Below are 20,048 nucleotides of genomic sequence, written 5' to 3'. Positions count from 1 at the left end.
GCACGCCCTAACTCCGGTCAGTCGACGTCGCCCGGCTCCGCGCCGCGCATCGCGACCCGAGTGCCGGCCGCGAGTGCCGCCAATCCGATTCCGCACATCGCACCGACCACCAGGATCGAGCCGACCAGAGGCAGCGTCGGCACCGCGGACCCGCCCATGCCGATGCTCAGACCGATCAGCGGCGGGGCCGCCACCAGCAAGCCGAGGACAAGCGCCGCGCCTGCGACGAGAAGCGATTCGATCCGCATCATCGATCGGATCTGCCGTCGCTTCGCGCCGACCAAGCGGAGAAGAGCGAAATCTCGACGCCGCTGTGTGGTGGCCATGACCAGGGTGTTCACCACCGCCACCGCGATGTAGCCCAGGATCACGACGAGCGCGATCGTGTTGACCCAGCCCTGCTGCTCCGCCTCGGCGCGATCGGCGGGATCGTCCGACGGCGCCACTGCGGTGAGACCCATGTCCGCAACCTTGGACGCGACGTCGGCGCCCGGTTCGGTGGACAGGAGAGCCTGCGTGCTCACTCCGGATTCGGTGTGTGCTCGGACCGTGTGGTCCGCCATCAGCGTGGCGCCGAAACCGAGGCCACGCGTGTACACGGCGACCACCGTCGCGTCGAGCGGTGCACCGTCCCCGAAGAACCCGACCAGCCGACCACCGACATCCACTCTCGCGGTGGACGCGAAGTCCGTGCTGACGGCCACCGTGTTCTTCTCGGAGAGCCGAGTGAGGTGGCCCGAGCGGACGCCGACGTCGAGGGTGGCGGGCAGCGCCTCGGGATCGACGCCGGTCAGCGACATCGTGGTCCGGGTGTCACGGTCGTCGTCGACCATCCGGTACTGCGCGACCGCCTGGGTCGCCGTCAACGGATTCACTGCCAGCACACCCTGAATGTCGCGGAGGTCGTCGATCACCTCGGGCGCAAGCCCTCCGGGGTGCCGGACCGTGAGATCGGCGGTCACTCCCACCCGGACTTCCGCCGACGCCGCGTCCGCCGTGATGGCCGGCGCCCCCAACTGGACGAGTCCGAGCCCGATCCCGAGGGCGAGTGGCGTGACCGCCGCCGCGAGCCTGCGGGTGTCGTGCCGCGCGGACGCCGCGGCCAGCACGGGTGCGGGTGCTCTGGTGCCGCGCAGCACAACGCCCACAACGGCGGTCATCGCCGACATCAACCATGGACCGAGCAGCGCGACGGCGATGATCAGCAGGATCGCGGCACCCGCGGATGATGCCCGGGCGGCCTCGCCTTCGGCCATCATCGGCCCGGCGGACGCGGCGAAACCGCCTGCGCCGACGAGAATCCCGGCCACGAGCCGAAGCCTGTGCGGCGCAGCGGTCGGCGCCGCCGCGTCCCGCAGCGCGTCAACGGGGTCGAGCTTCGCCGGGCGTCGTGCGGCGATGAGTCCTGCGACGACGGCCGCGACCAGCACGGATCCACAGGCGGCGACCGCGGGGAGCGGGCCTGCGGAGAGTTCGAAGTCGGACGGGATCACTCCGCCTTCGACGAAGCCCCACTGGAGCGCACTCGCCAACAGGTAACCGGGGGCAACACCCACCGCCGCACCGAGAGCGGCGACCAGGAGCACCTCGCGCGTGACGATGCCGCGGATCTGCCTGCCCGATGCGCCCACCGCGCGGAGCAGCGCGAAGTCGCGATGCCTCGACTGCACCGATAGCGACAGCGTGCCCGACACGACGAACAGCGCGACGAGCAGGCAAGTTCCTGCGAAAGCGGCGCTGATCCCGATCAGCGCGGCACGCCCGGCGCCCGCATCTCGGAACTCGGTGTCACCGTGACTGCTGCCGGTACGTGCCTCGACGCCCGGGAACGCGCTCCGGATCCGGTCGGCCACCGACTCCGGGGACTGCCCCTCGCGTGGAACCACGGCGAGCACACGAGCCGAGCCCGGCGCGATGGAGGCCAGCATCTTGTCGCCGAGGTAGACATCGGCCGGCCGGTCGTCGGACCGACCGATGTCGTCGACGGTCCCGACGACCATGACGTCCACCCGGCGTCCGGCACGGTCGAGGACGGTGCGTTCGCCGACCGACAGCCCGCTCCCGTCGGCGACGACCACCTCACCGCGGCCCGTGGGCGCCCGACCGTCGACGATCTCGAGGCCTGTGATCGGAGCCGACTGCCATCCGTGTGCGATCACCGGTCGCCCGCCGACCATCACCGGAACCGAACGGTCCCCGATCACCTTCTCGACCTCCGGCATGGCTGCGATCCGCGACGCCGTGTCCTTCGGCAGCGGGGCGCGTTCGGCCAACGGCAGATCGGCGTCTTCGATCACGTCGACACTCTGCGGGCCGGAGACGACGATCGGCGCGCCCGCCAGTCTCTGGGGTTCAAGACCTCCGCGGAAGCCGGATTCGAAGAGGACACCCAGTCCGGTGATCAGCGCCGTCGCGATGAGGACGGCCACGAAGACACCGATGAAGCTCGCGCGCGAGTGCCGGAGATCGGCGATGACGAGTCGACGCACGGTCACCACGCCCCGAGTGAACTCATGCGGGAAGCGATCGCCTGCGCGTCGCCGCCCGCCATCGACCCGACGACCGCCCCGTCGGCGAGGAAGACGACGCGGTCGGCGTGTGCCGCGGCCACCGGATCGTGGGTGACCATGAGAATCGTCTGGTCCAGGGTGCGTGCGGTGTAGGCCAGGAGATCGAGGACCTGCTTGGCGGTCCGTGAGTCGAGGGCGCCTGTCGGTTCGTCGCCGAACACGACATGAGGCCGGGTGACGAGGGCACGGGCGATCGCCACGCGTTGCTGCTGGCCGCCGGACAGTTCGGTCGGACGGTGCTTGCGTCGTTCGGCGAGTCCAACGGCGCCGATCAGGTAGTCGAGCCAGTCTCGGTCCACCGCGCGGCGCCCGAGCAGCAACGGGAGGGTGATGTTGTCTTCGACGGTGAGTGTCGGCAGCAGGTTGTACGACTGGAAGACGAACCCGACGTGATCTCGACGGAACGCGGTCAGCTTGTTGGCTCCGAGCTGCGACACCGTGTCAGCGCCCATTCGGACGGTTCCGCTGGTCGGCGTGTCCAGGCCGGCGGCGCAGTGCAGCAGGGTGCTCTTGCCCGATCCCGACGGGCCCATGACCGCCGTGAACGAACCCGTCGGCAACGTCAGGTCGACGCCGCGCAACGCGGTGACCCCGCTGCGTCCCCTGCCGTACTTCTTGACGACCGCTTCCACGGCCAGTGCTGTCGATGTCATGGGATCAACGCTATGAACGATTCCGATCGTTTCCGATACAGCAGACTGCCGAGTTCGGGGTATAGCCAGCTGTAGTGTCGTCGCCCGACGGGTACGGCAGACTCGTATCTGTGAATCGACCGCGTCCGCACCGTCCGATGCGGTCGTGGTGGACCGCTCTGCGGTTCGTCGTCGGTGAGACCGTTGCGGCCGTGGGCTCCACCGCGATCGGGATGGTGTTCCTGCTGGTGTCGCCGCTCATGCTGTTCACGGGCGGTTGGATCATCGTTCCCGCGCTCGCCGGGGTTCTCCATCGGTGGGCGGGGAGAGCTCAGGCCCGCTCGCGAGCCTTTCTCGGACGGCCGCAGACTCCCGATCGACCGCCGGCCGCGGTGTCGGTCACCAGACGCGAGCGGCTGAGCGCCGCACTGACTCTGACTACCGGGCGGGAACTCTGGTGGCTTGTGCTGCACGGACTCCCCGCCCTGCTCATCGGGCTGATCACCGTGGCGGTGCCGCTTGGGGTGGTGTCGTCACTGTCGGTGTTGATCCGCTGGCAGTACGCCCCCGAGGGCGAGCCTCTCATCGGCCCGTTCACCGTCACCTCGTGGGCGCAGGCGGCGTGGGCGCCAGTGGTGGCCCTCGGGTACGGACTCCTCGCATGGTGGCTCGTCCCCGCAGTCGCAGCGATGTTCGCGCGGACCACCGACAGGACTCTGACCCCGTCCCACCGCTCCGAACTGTCGGCTCGCGTCGACTCGCTGACCCTCAGCAGGGCCGCGGCGCTCGACGCTCACACCACCGAACTCCGCCGTATCGAACGCGACCTGCACGACGGCGCGCAGAACCGGCTCGTCGGCGTCGTCATGATGCTCGGGCTGGCGAAAAGGGCCCTCGATTCCGGCGACCCCGCCGCCGTCGACTACGTCGAACGAGCGCAGCAAGCCGCGTCCGACGCTCTGAGTGGACTCCGCTCGACAGTCCACGACATCTATCCCCCGGTGCTCGCCGACCTCGGACTGTCCGGTGCACTGTCCGCGGTCGCCGGACGCAGCGCCGTGCCGTGCGACCTGCGGGCCGACGACATTCCGCGAGTGCCGGCCGCGGTGGAGGCCGCGGTGTACTTCGTCGTCGCGGAGTCGCTGAACAACGTCGCCAAGTACTCGAACGCCACACACGCGCAGATCTGCCTGACACACGACCGGCCCACTGACCGCCTTGTCGTCGAGGTGGTCGACGACGGTGTCGGAGGTGCTTCGATCCGGCCCGACGGAGGCCTCGAGGGGATCACTCGGCGGGTCCAGGCGTTCGAGGGGACCATGACCTTGTCCAGCCCGGTGGGCGGCCCCACCGTTGTCAGAACGGAACTGCCATGCGGATCGTGATAGCCGAAGACGACACCCTCCTGAGGGAGGGGCTGGCTCTGTTGTTGCGGAGCGAGGGTTTCGACGTCGTCGCGGCCGTCGACACCGGTGAGGCGTTCCTCGGCATGCTCGACGACGCCGACGCCGCCGTCCTCGACGTGCGGATGCCGCCGACGTTCACCATCGAAGGGCTCGAGGCCGCTCGTGAGGCACGGCGACGCCGGCCAGGCTTCCCCGTGCTCGTGCTGTCGGCGTATGTCGAGGACAGGTACGCCGGACAACTCGTCGCCGAGGGGGCCGACGGCCTGGGATACCTGCTGAAGGAACGCGTGGGCGACGTCGGCGCTTTTGTCGACGCCCTCCGCAGAGTGGCTGCAGGCGGCACTGTGATGGACCCCGAAGTGGTGTCTCAGCTGATGAGCAGGAGAGCGACGGGCGACCCGATTCGCACGCTGACCCCGAGGGAACGCGAAGTCCTCGGCCTGATGGCCGAGGGACTCGACAACCAGACGATCGCCGGGCGACTGGTGGTGAGCGACACGGCCGTCAGCAAGCACATCGGGAACATCTTCGCCAAGCTCGGACTGTCGCCGTCCGACGGAGGCCACCGTCGAGTGCTCGCCGTGCTCGCGTATCTGCAGGACTGATCAGCCGGGAAACTCCAACTCGCTGAGCAGGTCGAGCAGCGCCGGGTGGTCGGGTGCGTGACGCAACGCCTCCTGCACCAGTGCGAGGGCGTCGGCAGTCAGACCGTCGTCGGCGGCGATGGTCGCGGACAGGTGCAGAACCGGTATCAACAGGCCGATCCAATTCGCGGCCCGGGCTCGTGCGGCCACGTCCACCAGCAATGCGGTGGAACGTTCCGGATCCGACACCCGCACGATGTCGGCGCGCGCGAAGTCGAGCCGGGCTCGTTCGAAGTCGACGGGTGCAGCCGTCGCGAGTTCCTCGTACGCCTGGTCGGCACGCGCGAGGTAGGCATTGGCGCCGTCATGATCACCCGCGAAGTACGCCGTGAGGGCGGCCGTGCGGAGGCAGTCCGCCGCATCGAATCCCGCACCCGACTCCGAGTACCAGGTGACGGCGGCGTCCAGGTCGGCGAGAGCTTCGGGGAACTGCTGCTGGTCGGCGAGTTCGACGGCCCGCGCGGCGTGCAACTGCGCCTGGACGACCGGCGGCACGTGGTCGGTGTACGCGTCGATCACCCTGGTGTACGACTCGACGGAATCGCCGGACCGTCCTGCGGCGGACTGCGCCCGTGCCAGGACCTGCATGCCCTGCATCTGAGCCCCGATGTCGCCGCGCGTCTCCATCGTCGCCACCGCGGACTCCACGAGTTCGATCACGGCGAGCGGGTCCTCCTCGCGCATGAGCATGATGTGCCCGAGGTCGAAGCGCGCCACGTCGGCGGCCGCGTCGTCACCTTCGACCATCCACACCGCGAGCGCCCGTTCGGCGTCGTCCCGTGCGACGTCGATGTCGTCGAGGTCGAGCCGCAGCGCCGATCGTGACGCCAAGACCTCTGCCAGCAAGGAGTACCGCGCGACGGTCTCGGCCTCACCGAGCAGGAGGAGTGCAGCGGCGCCGTCCGTCCGTGCGGCCACGCCTGCGGCCAGCTGCAACGCCCCGACGAGTTCCGATCTGTACAGCAATGCCTGATCGGGATCACTCGCGAGGTCGGCTGCGCGCCGCGCCGACACCAAGGCCGCGTCCACCTCGCGGGACGGGTCGAAACCGTCGGATCCGCGGGCGAGTTCACCGAGCACGTCCACCCGCAGACGGTGCAGCGCGGACCGCGACGCTGCGGCGTCGGCGTCGACCGAACCGGTCGCCGCGAGTGCCTCCGGATCGTCCAGGAGGGGAATCTCCCCGGCGTCCACCCGGTCGAGCACGGCGAGACCCTCGTCGACTGCTGCGAGCGCGCGGGTCGGGTCGAACGGGGCGAGAGCCATGCCGAGAAGTCGTGCGAAGTTGGCGCGTGCGCCCGCACTCCATTCGGGATCCGCGTCGCGCCAACCGGTGAGGAGTTCGGGGGATGCTCCGCCGCTGTGCACCTCGAGCAGCGCCGCGAGCAGATCCGACTGGGCCGACCATGCCGGATAGTCCGACCGGCTCGAGTCTGCCGCGGCGCGGAGCTCCTCGACGGCCCCGTGCGGATCGGTACGGCGTCGATCCCATGCCAACATGTGCCGTGCTCGGATGCGGGTCCGGCCGGACAGCTCCTCGACCCGTGGCCGCAGCGCGTCCGCGCACTGTTCGGCGCGCCGCGGCGACGAGGAGGCGAACGCCGACAGGCCCGACACCAGTTCCGCAGCCGTCCGGTTCGCGATCGGCGTCACCCGGGTGTCGGCCTTGGTCTGCAGCGCGGTGGTCGCACGGACCGCCAACACCTCCTCGAGCCCCGCCGACACGGCGTTCGACGCATTGCGCACGTCGAACCGACCTGCCGTCACCCGGACGTAGTCGGCGAGTTCGGCGGCAACCTGCGACGCCGCGACCGGCCCGGGCGCCCCGTCCTCGTCGTGTCGGACGACGACGGTGTCGGCGTCGCTGTCCGCGGCCGATGCGAAGGTCGCCGACAGCGCCGCGGCCAACTGTGCCGCCGCCAAGGGGTTGGGGCACTGGTCGACGACGTCCGCATGGCGCAGCGCCATCGGCAGCGCTTCGGCGAGCGCGTCGACCCGCAGGAGTGCGACCATCGCGTCAGCGATGTGGCCGTACAGATGAACCGGACTGTACGTCTCCTCCAGCGACCGCGCCGCTCTGATCACGTCGTCCCGACGTCCGGCGCGACCCCACGCCTCGATCAGTGCGCCGTACGTCTCCGCCGGATAGAAGCCACACCGTTCCGCCGGATCACCGTCGAGATCGGGAGTCGACAGCGCCTCGGCTTGGGAGTAGGCGCCCGCCGCGACGTAGACCGCGCCCACGGTCGCACGCGTCCCCGGGCCGCAGGTCCCGGCGGGCGGGCGGTAGTCGACGCACCCGTCGAGAATGCGGACAGCCTCGTCCGACCGTCCCTGGTGGACCGCGATGTCGGCGTGAACGGCAGCCTCAACGGCAGGCGCGTAGTACACGGTGCCTTTGACCCGCCGCGACCAGTCGTCGGTGATGCCGCGGATCTGGTCCAGGGACAACTCGGGGATTCCGGTGAGTGAGTCGAGCAGGTCGACGACGGTCGTCTGGAACTGCTCCATCTGCCAGTCGTCGAGTTCGACGTCGGCGCCGTGGGCGTCCTGCGTCCGATACAGCCAGGCGACGAGTGTCAGCACGTCGGTGGTGCGGCCTGCCCACAGTGCGGAGTACGCGCCTTCGAGCCGAGTGAGGATGCGCAGGTCGAGGTCGCCGGTCTCGTCGGCGCGTGCGATCAGCGAGGGGAACGGAGCGAAGTCCTCGTGCCCGAATCGCGGGTCGCCGTGTCGTGCCATCCACAGGTCGTCGAGGATCTCGCCGATCGTCGGGTCGATGTGCGGTCCGCTCATTCCACGTCTCCTTCGATGCTGTCGCGGGTCGCGAGATCGGCGAGCAGGGTGATCGCCGAGTCGAGTTCGGACGCCGCGGCCACTCGCACCGAACGCCGCGCTCGGAGCATCGCCTGGCTGTAGATCACCCGGATGAGTGCTCCTGCGACGACGTCGTCGCCCAGGGTCGGGAGACGTTTGACCAGAGCGTTGGTCGCATTGAGGACCAGCACCGGCCGAGTCGGGGGGACGTCGCCGTCGTCGAGCGCGGCGAGCGCGGCGAGCCACGCGTCCGGTTCGCCCGCCGCCTCCGACAGCATCTCGGTCCGGTCCTGCGCGATGCGGGCCGAGTCGTCGGTCAACAACAGTGCGGAGATCCCGTCCGGATCGAACTCGCGCAGGCTCACCTCGCAGTCGAAGGGTGAGACCGCGCGCCGAGCCAGGTGGACTGCGGCGTCGAACTCGGTGCGCAGTTCGGCGCTCGGCGTCGACAGGGCAGACAGCAGGAACTGCTGTCCGATGGGTTCGCACCTGCGCTGCGGGTCCGCGGCGATCAGCGCGCGGATGACGGCGGTCTCGAACGCGTGTCCGGCGTTCACCAGACCGATCCCCCGCCCGGCGAGGATGTCGGCGAGCACCCGATAGTCGTCGACGCTCCCCGCGTAGCGGATCGTGTCGAATCGAGCGCGGAACGTGGCAAGCGGCATGGGACCGACGTTGGTGTCGAAGACACAGTGCTTGTCGACGAAGCCCAGCAGTTCCGGTCGGTGAGCGGCGAGGGCTTTGACTCCCTGCTCGTGCACGTTCAGGAATCTCTCTCGCACCACCGGACGCGAGCCGAGGCCCGTCAGCCACGCGGATATCTGCTCACCGAGTGAGACCGACACTGCGTCGAACAGGTCGTCGCGGACGAGTCCCTCCCGCGACGCCGTCGGCTTCAGACCGGTCGAGTCGACGACGAGCCGCACGAAGTACGCCCATTCCGGGACCAGTGCGGGGACATCCCCCACGAGGAGGCCCTTCACGTACACGCGATGGGTCGCCCTGGCGACGAGGTCGCCGCCGCTCGGCCGCACGAACGCCACTCCGCGCAGGCCCGCCTCCGGGACGTCGACGTCGAACATCTCCAACGGCGTGAAACCGAGCTCGTCCTGGCTGAACGCGACGCGCGCCGCATCCCGGCCGCCGGACGGATCACCGAACAGGCCTGCGCCTCCGTTGACGCGCTCGCCGTTCACCAGCACCGGGGTCGGATGCATGGCGGTGTACTCGGCGGCCAGCGTCCGGACCTTCTCCGGCGCGAGCCATGAGCGAGTGTCCGGGCGAGCGATGATGCGGACGGTGGTGCCGGTGGCCTCGCGGTCGCCGGATGAGAGTTCAACCGCTCCCGATGACGAACCCGACCAGACGACGGCATCGGCGTCGTCCGCACGGGAAGTGACTTCGATGCGGTCGCCGACGAGGAATCCGCTGAGGAGGCCGACACCGAACTGACCGATCTGCGAGGTCGACCCGAACCCGAACGGGTCGCGCTTGGAGCTGGCGCCGATGGTCCCCAGCAGACGCGCGATGGTGTCGCCGGTCATGCCGACACCCTGGTCGGCGACCTCGAAGACTGCCCCGTCCGTGGTGATCTCGATCGGCGCGTCCGCCCGACCAGCCTCCGCCTGCGCATCGATCGCGTTCTGCAGCAGCTCACGGACGTACACGCCCGGCCCCGTGTAGAGGTTGGTCCCGAGCACGTCGATCAACGCACTCAGTTCGACGTCGAACACACTGGCGTCATCCATGCGTCGATCGTACGTTCACGCATGTCCTCAGTCGCCTGCCTGATCGGTACCGAGGTGCTGACGACCCGAGTCGCACCGTCGTGAACACTGTGCCGCAAAAGTCACATAAGGGTGGTGTACGAAACACACCTCGGTGTTACCTTCCGGCCAGGTCGTGAGTTTCGTGCTCCCTGCGATTCCAGGGAACTGCTCCCCGACGACCAAAAGCGATCGCCCCGCGGACCGAGGGTTCGCGGGGCGATCGTGGTGAAGAGACTCTTACAGAGCGGAGATGATGTCTTCCACGCGGTCCTTCGCGTCACCGAACAGCATCTGCGTGTTCTCGCGGAAAAACAGCGGGTTCTGGACACCGGCGTAACCGGCGGCCATCGAACGCTTGAACACGATGACGTCCTTGGCGTTCCAGACCTCGAGAACCGGCATGCCTGCGATCGGCGAGCTCGGATCCTCCGACGCCGCCGGGTTCACGGTGTCGTTGGCGCCGATGACCAGGACGACGTCGGTGTCCGGGAAGTCGTCGTTGATCTCGTCCATTTCCAGAACAACGTCGTACGGCACCTTCGCCTCGGCGAGCAGCACGTTCATGTGACCGGGCAGACGACCGGCGACGGGGTGGATGCCGAAGCGGACGTCGACGCCCTTGGCGCGCAGCTTGGCGGTCAGGTCGGCCACCGGGTACTGCGCCTGTGCGACGGCCATGCCGTAACCCGGCGTGATCACGACGGACGATGCGCCGGCGAGAAGCTCGGCTGCGGCGTCGGCCTGGATCTCGCGGTGTTCGCCGTAGTCCTTGTCCTCGGCCGGGCCGGCTTCGATGCCGAAGCCGCCCGCGATGACGGAGATGAACGAGCGGTTCATCGCCTTGCACATGATGTACGACAGGTACGCACCCGAGGAGCCGACGAGCGCACCGGTGACGATGAGCAGGTCGTTGCTGAGCAGGAAGCCCGATGCGGCCGCGGCCCAACCGGAGTACGAGTTCAGCATCGACACGACGACCGGCATGTCGCCGCCGCCGATCGAGGCCACCAGGTGCCAGCCGAGGAATAGCGCCAGGGCGGTGATGACGGCGAGCAGGACGTAACCGGTGGTGTCGTCCTTGAGGTCGCGTGCCACGTAGATGCCGGTGAGGACCGCGAACACGACGAGCGAGCCGACGTTGATGAAGTTCTTGCCGGGCAGCATCAGCGGTGCAGACTTGATCTTCGCCGACAGCTTCAGGTTGGCGACGATCGAACCGGTGAAGGTCACGGCGCCGATGAAGATGCCGATCGCGACCTCGGCACCGTGGATGCCGATGAGGGCTCCGCGGTCGTCATCGGCGACATGCTCGAGGTGTGCGCCGGTGATGGCGCCGTTCCAGCCGATGAGGACGGCGGCGAGACCGACGAACGAGTGCAGCAGAGCGATCAGCTCGGGCATGCCCGTCATCTCGACGATCTTGGCGCGCCAGAGGCCGATCAGGGCGCCGATGACAACGGCGCCGCCCATCAGGCCGATGGAGATCCACTTGCCGTCGAGGTTGGTCATGTTGTCGACGGCGAGGGCGATCGTCGCGATGATCGCGACGGCCATGCCGACCATGCCGTACGTGAGGCCGCTCTTGGCGGACTCGTGCTTGCTCAATCCGGCCAGCGACAGGATGAACAGGAGCGACGCGACGATGTACGCCGCAACAGTGATCGAATTGATGTCCATGGACGTCAGGCCCCCTTGCTGAACATGGCGAGCATGCGTCGGGTCACTGCGAAGCCACCGAAGATGTTGATGGAGGCGAGCAGGATCGCGATCGCGGAGAGCACGCGAATCGTGGTGTTGTCGGTGGCGATCTGCAGCAGCGCGCCGACCACGACAACACCTGAGATGGCGTTGGTGACCGACATCAGCGGCGTGTGCAGGGCGTGCGCGACCTTGCCGATGACGTAGTAGCCGATGACGATCGCCAGCATGAGCACCGTGAAGTGCTGCGGGATCGGGTCGGGAGCGACGGCGACGACCAGGCCGTACAGGACGATGCCCGCGAGGACGAGCGCGACCTTCTTGCCTGCCGACATCGGAGCCTTGGGCTCGGCGACCGGCGCGGGCTCGGCCGCGGCGGCCTTCGGAGCTGCGGACACCTGAACGGGCGGCGGCGGCCACATGCCTTCGCCGTCACGCGTCACCGTGATGCCGCGCTGGACGACGTCGTCCATGTCGAGCGTCAGCTCACCGTCCTTCGACGGGGTGAGGAGCTTGAGCAGGTTGACGATGTTGGTGCCGTACAGCTGCGACGTCTGAGCGGCCAGACGGCCGGCCAGGTCGGTGTAACCGAGGATCGTCACACCGTTGTCGGTGACGACCTTCTCGTCGGTGACGGTGCCCGCGGCGTTGCCGCCGTTGGCAGCTGCCATGTCGACGATCACGGAGCCGTGCTTCATGCCGGCGACGGTCTCGGGCGACAGCAGCTTCGGAGCCGGACGGCCGGGGATCAGCGCAGTCGTGATGACGATGTCGGCGGCGCGCGCCTCCTCGTCGTACATCGACGCGGTGGCCGCCTCCTGCTCGGCGGTCATCTCCTTGGCGTAGCCGTCCTCAGACTTCTCCGCCTCGAAATCGACGTGCACGAACTCCGCGCCCATCGACTCGACCTGCTCGGCGACCTCGGGACGCACGTCGAACGCACGCACCACGGCGCCCATCGCGGACGCGGCGCCGATCGCGGCCAGACCGGCCACACCGGCGCCGACGACGAACACGCGAGCCGGCGGGATCTTTCCCGCTGCGGTCACCTGACCGGTGAACATGCGGCCGAACTCGTGCGCGGCCTCGACGACGGCACGGTAGCCCGCGACGTTCGCCATCGACGACAGCACGTCCATGGACTGTGCGCGCGAGATGCGCGGGACAGCGTCCATGGCGAGCGCGGTGACGCCTGCGTTCGTCAGTTTCTCGACGAGTTCCGGATTGCGCGCCGGGGCCATCATCGAGATCAGCACAGCGCCACGGCGCATGCGAGCGATCTCGGCGTCGGTCGGGGCGTTCACCTTGACGACCACGTCGGCGGCCCACACGTCGTCGGTTGAACCGACCCGTGCGCCCGCCTCGGTGAACGCCGCGTCAGGCTGCTCCGAGAGCGAACCCGCACCGGCCTCGACGAGGACGTCGTATCCGAGCTGCTGCAGCTGGCCGACCGTCTTGGCGGTGGCAGCGACGAGCGTCTCGCCTGTCTTGGACTCCTGAGGGATGCCGATCAGCATGTCGATGCCTCTCCTGCATTCATATCTGTTGTTCTCACCTTGATCTGATCGCCGCATCAGACGAGATCGACGGGCACAAGGTACAGGTCAACGCCAGGAGCTCCCGCTCCGGAGAACGGTTCCATAGTGACCGGCAAGTGCTTCATCGAACTCGCGCGATGCTGCAGGAAACGTGGGGTAACCCGCATGATGGAAAACGTGGGACGAACTTAGCACGGGGTAAGAATCACCCAAGAGTGCCTGTAAGTCAGATCACAGCACTGCTAGATGTGTGCTGCGGCGGATGCGCCGGCACGCCGACCGAAGTAGGAGCCTTCTCCGAGCTGAGTGCCCGAAGCGTAGCCCTTGCCGTCCTGCGCAAGATTGGCTGCGCAGGCTCCGGCGGCGTACAGGCCCGGGATTACCGAACCGTCCTCGTGCAGAACCGCGCCGTCGACGGTGGTCGCCATTCCGCCGATGGTGAAACCGGCGTACAGCGCCTTGCCGAGGCTCATGTCGAAGGCCGCCCAGGGCCCGCGATCCTGCGGGGCGAGGAACTCGGGGCTCTTGTGGAAGTCGGGATCCTCGCCGTTTGCAGCATAGGTGTTGTACCGGTCCAGAGTCGAAACGAGGGTGTCCCGATCCAGACCGAGACCGTCGGCCATCTCCTCCACCGTCTCCCATCCGTCGATGAACGGGCACAGCGGGAACTCCGGCCGCTGCATGTGCGCTTCGTCCACGATCAGATACGCGGATCGATCGGTCTGGTCCATCACGAATCCCGATGTGCGGGAGTGATAAGAATCCTCTGCGACGAACCGCTTTCCCTCCTTGTTGACAGCCAGACCGGTCAACAGAATCGACGGCGGATACACGGGTGCGGTGATGAACGCCTGGTCCATGTGCTTGAGCTTCGCGCCCACCGAGACGCCCATGCGGATGCCGAGACCGTCGTCGTAGGTGCTGCCGAGCGTGAACGGCTTCTCGGCGAGCTGCGGAACGTATTCGGCGACCATGTCGGGGTTCATCACAAATCCGCCCGCCGCGATGATCACCGACTTGGCTTTGATGAAACCTTCAGTCGCGCCGTCCTTGAAGCGGGCGCCGACCACCGCGCCGGAGTCGTCGACGATGAGCGCGCGGCCGCCCACTTCGTAGCGGATCGGGACGCCGAGCTCGCCGAGGCGGTCGACGAGCAGACCGATCACCATGCCCGCGCCGCCGGTGTCGCCGGGGACCGGAACCTTGTGGCCACGGGGCGCCGGGATCGCCTGATCCTTGTACGGCCACACCTTCTCGTTGCCGGTGAACATCAGCCCCTGCGTCTGCGGCTGGATGACGGCCTTCTCCGGGTAGTACGAGCGCTCGAACTCGAATCCGAGGTTCTCGAGCCAACCGAAGTGCTCGACGCTGTCGTCGCAGTAGGCGCGAATCTTGTCGGGCTCGGGATCGCGGGAGACCGCCGTCAGGTACTTGACCATCTCGTCGGCGCTGTCCTCGTGCCCGGTGGCCTGCTGGACCGCAGTTCCGCCGCCGAGATAGAAGTGTCCGCCCGCCATGCAGCTGGTGCCGCCTGCCGCAGCCGAGCGTTCGAGCACGATGACACTCGCGCCCGCCGCTGCCGCTTCGACCGCCGCGCAGCATCCACCGATCCCCGCACCGAGAACCAGCACGTCCACGTCGTCCGTGTACTCCGCGACATCGTTCGCATCGACTGTTTCCGGAATGTCCAAGCCACTCATGGACGCCAGCCTAGACGATGTTCTAGAACATGTTCTAGTGTCACGGGAACTCGTACCGAGAGGAGTCGCGATGATCAGACACCACACGGTGGACGTCGGCGACATCACGATGCACGTCGCCGAACAGGGCGAAGGCGATCCGATCGTGCTGTGCCACGGCTTCCCCGGCCTCGGCTACAGCTGGAGACACCAGATGCAGGCACTCGCCGACGCCGGCTACCGCGCGATCGCACCCGATATGCGCGGCTACGGCGCGAGCTCGGCCCCGACCGACGTCCGCGTCTACGACCGCACGCACACTGTCGCCGACATGGTGGGCCTGCTCGACGCCCTCGACATCGACCGAGCGGTGTTCGGCGGCCACGACTTCGGCGCTCACCTGGTGTGGGACCTGCCCGCGCGGGCACCCGACCGCGTCGTCGCACTGGCGCAGTTCAGTGTTCCGCGCGTCGCACGGATGCCGGTGCGGCCCAGCGTCGCGTTCGAGTACATGGCCAAGCAGCACTTTCTGCATCTGCACTACTTCCAGCGGCCAGGCGTCGCCGAGGCCGAACTCGACGCCCGCCCCCGCGAGTTCCTGGCGAAGCTGTTCCACGCCCTCAGCGGTGACGGCCGCTACCTCGACTGCTGGGGATTCCCGTCAGACGGCAACGGGTATCTCGACGTGCTGCCGGAGCCGCCCGCCCTCCCGTGGTCGTGGCTGTCGGAGGCGGAGTTCGACGTGTACGTCGACGAGTTCGCGCGCACCGGTTTCACCGGCGGCCTCAATTGGTACCGCGCGGAAGATCTGGTGTGGGAGCAGAACGCGGGCCTCCACGACACCCCCGTAGCCGTGCCGACAACGTTCATCGTCGGCGCGCAGGATCCCGTCCTGCAGATGATGGGCGCCGATCCCCTCGCCCAGACCGCCGACCGTGTGCCCGGATTGCAGTCGACGCACGTGATCCCCGGCGCCGGCCACTTCGTGCAGATGGAGGCCGCAGGCGAGGTCAATCGGATCCTCGTCGACTTCCTCGACGGGCTCTGACTACCGCCAGACCCAGAACGTGACGATGCGGCGCGGACCGTCGAACCCGTATCCGAGATACACACCGTTGCCGAGCCTGCGGATCTCGTCGTGCAGGCCTCCGAGGCCACTGCGCGCGTAGTCGATGCGGATCACGCGCTTCCCGTCGAGCGCCGAACGCCCGTAATAGACGTTCGCCGGCAACGCCTCTCCGCCGAGCACCCGGTTGGTGAGCCATCCGCGGTAGAAGCGCTTGCCCGCCCACACACCGCCGATCGCCGACGACGCCCCGCTGTTCGGGCCTCCGATCGGCCGTGCCTGTCCGTTGTAGACGCCGACCGGCAGAGCACCCGCCTGCGCCGCGCGGAACAGTCGGTCGACACCCGCCTGACTGCACGTGTTCCGCAGCGCCGAGACCGTCGCGGCCTTCGACGTCGCCGCGGTGACCGTCGACGGGCACCTCGGAGCGGCATCCGCCGGCGCGGGGGCTGCGACCAGCGCGATGGTCGCCGCACATCCGGCCGCGACCATCGACAAAGACTTCCGAACGTTCATGACGGACCTCTCGTGACTTCGGGTTCCCGGCCTCGTTCAAGTCTGCGCGCCCGCGGCCCCGATCGGTAGACCCCGATCAGTCGGCGACCGACAATGGCCCCCGAATCCGCTCCCTTCAACGACATCCGCTCCCCACAAACGCAATCCGCTCCCTCCAGCGACATCCGCTCCCTTCGCGGAGGGAGCGGATGTCGTTGAAGGGAGCGGATGGAGCGGAAAGGAGCGGATGGGGTCACCCGTCACACCGCTCACGTGCACATTTGACGAGGGTCAGGACTTGACCAGGCGCGTGATCGCCTTCATCGCCTCGGCGATCTTCTCGTCGGCCGCCTCGTCGCTCTCGCGGGCGGCGGACACCACACAGTGATTCATGTGGTCCGACAGCAGTCCGAGACTCACTGCCTCGAGCGCCTTCGTCATCGCCGACACCTGCGTGAGGATGTCGATGCAGTACGCCTCTTCTTCAACCATCCGCTGGAGGCCGCGCGCCTGTCCCTCGATCAGCTTCAGACGACGGACGTATCCGGCCTGATTGCCGATGTAGCCGTGGTGCCCGTGGTCGGCTTCGTCAGTGTTGTCGTGTGCGCACATGGCCCACCCTTTCGCCTATACCCCCCCGCTGGTATCAGTTGTACCCGCTCGGGATGATTTCGTCTACCCCTGCGGGGTATCGGACGACGTCACTCCGGGAGTCGAGACGCGATCTCGGCGATGGTGCCGGCGACATCCCTGAGCGCCTCGCGGAGTTCCCTGGCATCGTCGGCGGCCGCCTCGTCGCGCAGGCGGTCGGCGGCGCCGCGAACAGCTGCGGTCATCGCCTTGAGATCGGCGCCGGTGAGTTCGGGCGTCGCAGTGGCGGCACGCCGCAGCGTCGTCGGCACCCCCATCCGCAGAGGATCATCGTTCGAGGCGATAACCTGCAGGATCGACGTGGTGAGGACCGCGTCGGACGTCGGTCGGACTTCCATCAGCGTGGCGTCGGGGTCGTCCCGGAAGACGACTGTCGTCGCGCCGCCCGGCGCGTCGTCGCCGAGCGACGGCTCGTAGGTGTTGTCGACCTTCTTGCGCTTGTGCTTCTGCCGCTTGCCCGACCGGTCGTCCGCGGGCACGAACTTCGCTGGACCGGAGGTGACCGACTCCTCGGAGGTGATGATCACCGGCTCCGGATGAACGGCGACTGCGCCGTCGGGAACCTCGATCGGCGGGACGTCGTCGACCGGGCCCGACGGCGGGTCCACGACGTCCACCTCGTCGACGTCCACGACCTCAACATCGACGACGTCGACCTCCGCGGGCTCAGCCGGGACCGGATCGGTCGGAATCGCGGCGACCGGGGTGGGCGGCGCGTCCCCGAAGGTGCGCCAGGTGCCGTCCGGCGACGGAGGAACGAACGGCGCATCTTCGGGGCGGAGCGACGGGAGGTCGGCGAAGAGACGGTCCATCGCCGTCCTGGAGTCGACGACGTGCGGCCACCCGGGAGGGGTGGGCAGCGGCGCGAACGTCTCGGTCGGCGGGTCGGGATCCATGTCGAATGCGGACGGCGCAGGCCAGGGCGCAGTCGGCGGGAACGAAGGGCGGCTCGGCGGCACATACGCCGCAGCTGCGGCGGGCCTGCGGTCCATCGGCGACGCCGGATCGACCCGCGGAGCCTCCATGACCGGCGGTGCGGCGGGAGCGGCCACACTGTGCGGTCCGCTGTGGCCCCGGTAGAAGCGACACGGCGAACCGTCGACGCCCGCCATCGGGCAGGGATCCTCATCGCGGAGCATCTGCGCGCCGCGCGCGAAGTCGCCCCAGACCAGCCATCGGCGACGACCGTGATGCGGCTGGTCACCGTCCGATGCGTGGGCGCCGGGATGGCCTTCGTAGAGGACACATCCGATGAGCCACTCGGCGTCGGGTCCGAGACTGAGGGCGGCGCGTTCGTCCGACGTGGCGACGATCGACGACCAGCATCGTCCACCACTCATGGACACACCCCTTCCCGGCTGCTGCTGTGTGCAGTGTACGGAGGTTGCCGGGCGGTATCTAGGAGGTTGGCACGGCGCGTTCGCGCGCCGCGACCAGCCGATCGCCGTCCAGCACGAACTGCCGCGACACCGGATCCGCCGACGTCGCCGGGTGATCAGCACGTTGGTGGCAACCACGCGATTCCTCACGATGCAGCGCCGCGGCGACGATCGCACGGGCGGTGAGCGTGAGCGCGGCGTCTTCCGCGGACCGCAGATCGGTCCTCGGACGCAACGGCGAACCGTCGAGCAGCGCGGCGACCGATTCAAGCCCACCAGCGTCACGGTCGAGGGCGACGTCGTGCGACATCGCGTCCTGGAGGGCCGTCCGGTCGCAGACTCTGGCCGCACCCGACTCGGGCACGTCGACCTCGACCACACGCCTGCCGACCCTGGCGGCCGCCTCGACCGCGCTGCGTCGACCCATCACAAGACCTTCGAGAAGGCTGTTGGACGCGAGCCGGTTCGCACCGTGCAGTCCGGTGCGGGCGGTCTCACCCGCGGCGAGGAGTCCCGGCACATCGGTCCGGCCGTCGCCGTCGGTGGCGACACCGCCGCACAGGTAATGCGCACCGGGAACCACCGGAAGATAACCGCCGGTCACGTCGAGACCCGACGCACGGACGCCCGCGGTGACCGTCGGGAAGCGGTCGGCGAAGTCGGCGACACCGGTGATGTCCAGGTGGACGCAGTCCGCGCCCGTCCGCTCCATCGCCGCGGCGACGGCGCGAGCGACCACGTCACGCGGGGCGAGATCACCGAGCGGGTGCACCCCGGCGGTGACCGACTGGCCGTTCACGTCGACGAGCCTGCCCCCTTCACCGCGAACCGCCTCGCTGACGAGCGTCCGGCGTCCACGAGCTCCCGGGACGAACAGCATGGTCGGGTGGAACTGCACGAACTCGAGGTCGGCGACGGCCGCACCGGCTCGGAGCGCGAGCGCAATGCCGTCTCCGGTGGCACCCGCCGGATTTGTGGTGGCGGCATACACGTGGCCCACCCCTCCGGTCGCGAGCAGGACCGTCGGCGCCCAGGCGACACCCGGCACACCCGCCGTCACGTACGCCGCACCGACCACTTCGCCGTCGTGCACGAGGACGTCCGACGCCCACGTGTCGTCCAGCACGGTGAGCCCAGCGTGCCCGGCGGCCTCCCCGAGGGCCTGCTGCACGCGCGCGCCGGTCGCGTCACCGCCCGCATGGATGATGCGGCGGACGCTGTGGCCACCCTCGCGGGTGCGCAGGAATCGCCCTTGAGCGTCGGTGTCGAAGTGCGCGCCCCGGTCGACGAGCTGGCTCACCGCAGGCCAGCCGTCCGTCAGAATCGGCCTGGTGGACGTCGGATCGGTGAGACCCGCGCCGGCGTTCAGCGTGTCGGTGACGTGCAGGTCGATCGAGTCGTCGCCGATGGCGGGATCGACGACGGCGATCCCGCCCTGCGCGTAGAAGGTCGAGGTCGGGTGCTCAGCGTCGCCGGGGTTCCACCGCTGGCCCTTGTTGAGGACGACGACGTCCAGCCCTGCGTCGACCGCCGACAATGCGGCCGTGAGTCCGGCGATTCCCGCACCGATCACAACGAGGTCGGCACGACGTTCCGTGCGTGCACCCATGACATGCTCCTGCCCGATTCCAACCACGAACCAGTTATCGACTCAGAATCGAAAACTCAGCTCGACGGTAGTCCTGCGCGCGGCGTGAGGCAATG

General features: G+C 68.5%; 14 protein-coding genes. 3 read left to right on the top strand and 11 right to left on the bottom strand.

From position 1 onward, the window contains the following. Positions 1-17: 17 nt before the first annotated feature. Both GM1_RS04975 and GM1_RS04970 read right to left on the bottom strand, forming a co-directional pair. Entirely contained in the window at positions 18-2,498 is a 2,481-nt protein-coding gene (locus tag GM1_RS04975) for an ABC transporter permease (protein WP_008377034.1), read from the bottom strand. Then, entirely contained in the window at positions 2,492-3,223 is a 732-nt protein-coding gene (locus tag GM1_RS04970; protein ID WP_008377032.1) for an ABC transporter ATP-binding protein, read from the bottom strand. The genes GM1_RS04975 and GM1_RS04970 overlap by 7 nt, the downstream gene beginning before the upstream one ends. 110 nt (positions 3,224-3,333) lie before the next feature. Here GM1_RS04970 and GM1_RS04965 point away from each other — a divergent pair, with 110 nt between their 5' ends. Together GM1_RS04965 and GM1_RS04960 are read left to right on the top strand one after the other, a co-directional pair. Then, positions 3,334-4,587: a sensor histidine kinase gene (locus GM1_RS04965; RefSeq protein WP_223291305.1), complete on the top strand. Its 1,254-nt coding sequence runs from the start codon at positions 3,334-3,336 to the stop codon at positions 4,585-4,587. Further along, positions 4,575-5,213, top strand: coding sequence for a response regulator (locus tag GM1_RS04960; RefSeq protein WP_008377028.1), 639 nt, complete (start codon positions 4,575-4,577; stop codon positions 5,211-5,213). Before GM1_RS04965 ends, GM1_RS04960 begins: the two co-directional genes overlap by 13 nt. Here the strand turns inward: GM1_RS04960 and GM1_RS04955 are convergent, their stop codons facing one another. From GM1_RS04955 to GM1_RS04935, 5 genes are all read right to left on the bottom strand, one after another. Then, positions 5,214-8,048 (bottom strand): tetratricopeptide repeat protein, encoded by a 2,835-nt coding sequence (locus GM1_RS04955; RefSeq protein ID WP_008377026.1) that lies wholly within the window; start codon positions 8,046-8,048, stop codon positions 5,214-5,216. It lies immediately after the preceding gene. After that, positions 8,045-9,817, bottom strand: coding sequence for an HSP90 family protein (locus GM1_RS04950; RefSeq protein ID WP_008377025.1), 1,773 nt, complete (start codon positions 9,815-9,817; stop codon positions 8,045-8,047). Before GM1_RS04950 ends, GM1_RS04955 begins: the two co-directional genes overlap by 4 nt. Positions 9,818-10,075: 258 nt before the next feature. Continuing rightward, complete coding sequence (pntB, locus tag GM1_RS04945; protein ID WP_008377024.1) at positions 10,076-11,515, bottom strand: Re/Si-specific NAD(P)(+) transhydrogenase subunit beta; 1,440 nt, start codon at positions 11,513-11,515, stop codon at positions 10,076-10,078. Between the two features lie 5 nt (positions 11,516-11,520). Continuing rightward, a complete protein-coding gene (locus tag GM1_RS04940) occupies positions 11,521-13,053 on the bottom strand; it encodes a Re/Si-specific NAD(P)(+) transhydrogenase subunit alpha (RefSeq protein ID WP_008377023.1) in 1,533 nt (510 codons plus the stop codon). Between the two features lie 263 nt (positions 13,054-13,316). Beyond that, a complete protein-coding gene (locus GM1_RS04935) occupies positions 13,317-14,774 on the bottom strand; it encodes an FAD-binding protein (RefSeq protein ID WP_008377021.1) in 1,458 nt (485 codons plus the stop codon). Between the two features lie 70 nt (positions 14,775-14,844). On the opposite strand from GM1_RS04935, the gene GM1_RS04930 reads away from it, so the two are divergent. Beyond that, positions 14,845-15,801, top strand: a complete 957-nt coding sequence (locus GM1_RS04930; protein WP_008377020.1) for an alpha/beta fold hydrolase — start codon at positions 14,845-14,847, stop codon at positions 15,799-15,801. On the opposite strand, the gene GM1_RS04925 is transcribed toward GM1_RS04930, so the two are convergent. The 4 genes from GM1_RS04925 to nadB all read right to left on the bottom strand — a co-directional run bounded on the left by GM1_RS04925 (position 15,802) and on the right by nadB (position 19,953). Then, on the bottom strand, positions 15,802-16,335 hold the full coding sequence (locus GM1_RS04925) for a hypothetical protein (RefSeq protein WP_040519525.1): 534 nt from the start codon (positions 16,333-16,335) through the stop codon (positions 15,802-15,804). A gap of 270 nt (positions 16,336-16,605) precedes the next feature. After that, entirely contained in the window at positions 16,606-16,926 is a 321-nt protein-coding gene (locus GM1_RS04920) for a metal-sensitive transcriptional regulator (protein WP_008377016.1), read from the bottom strand. A gap of 89 nt (positions 16,927-17,015) precedes the next feature. Further along, positions 17,016-18,305: a hypothetical protein gene (locus tag GM1_RS21515; protein ID WP_008377013.1), complete on the bottom strand. Its 1,290-nt coding sequence runs from the start codon at positions 18,303-18,305 to the stop codon at positions 17,016-17,018. A 58-nt stretch (positions 18,306-18,363) separates the two neighbouring features. Further along, positions 18,364-19,953 carry an L-aspartate oxidase gene (gene nadB / locus GM1_RS04910; protein WP_008377012.1) on the bottom strand — a complete coding sequence of 530 codons (1,590 nt, stop codon included), beginning with the start codon at positions 19,951-19,953 and terminating at the stop codon, positions 18,364-18,366. Positions 19,954-20,048: the final 95 nt, after the last annotated feature.

The organism is Gordonia malaquae NBRC 108250, from assembly GCF_000344135.1.
Taxonomy (GTDB): Bacteria; Actinomycetota; Actinomycetes; order Mycobacteriales; family Mycobacteriaceae; genus Gordonia; species Gordonia malaquae.
The sequence above is the reverse complement of the archived record's forward strand: the minus strand, read 5'-3'. Positions and strand labels throughout refer to the sequence as shown.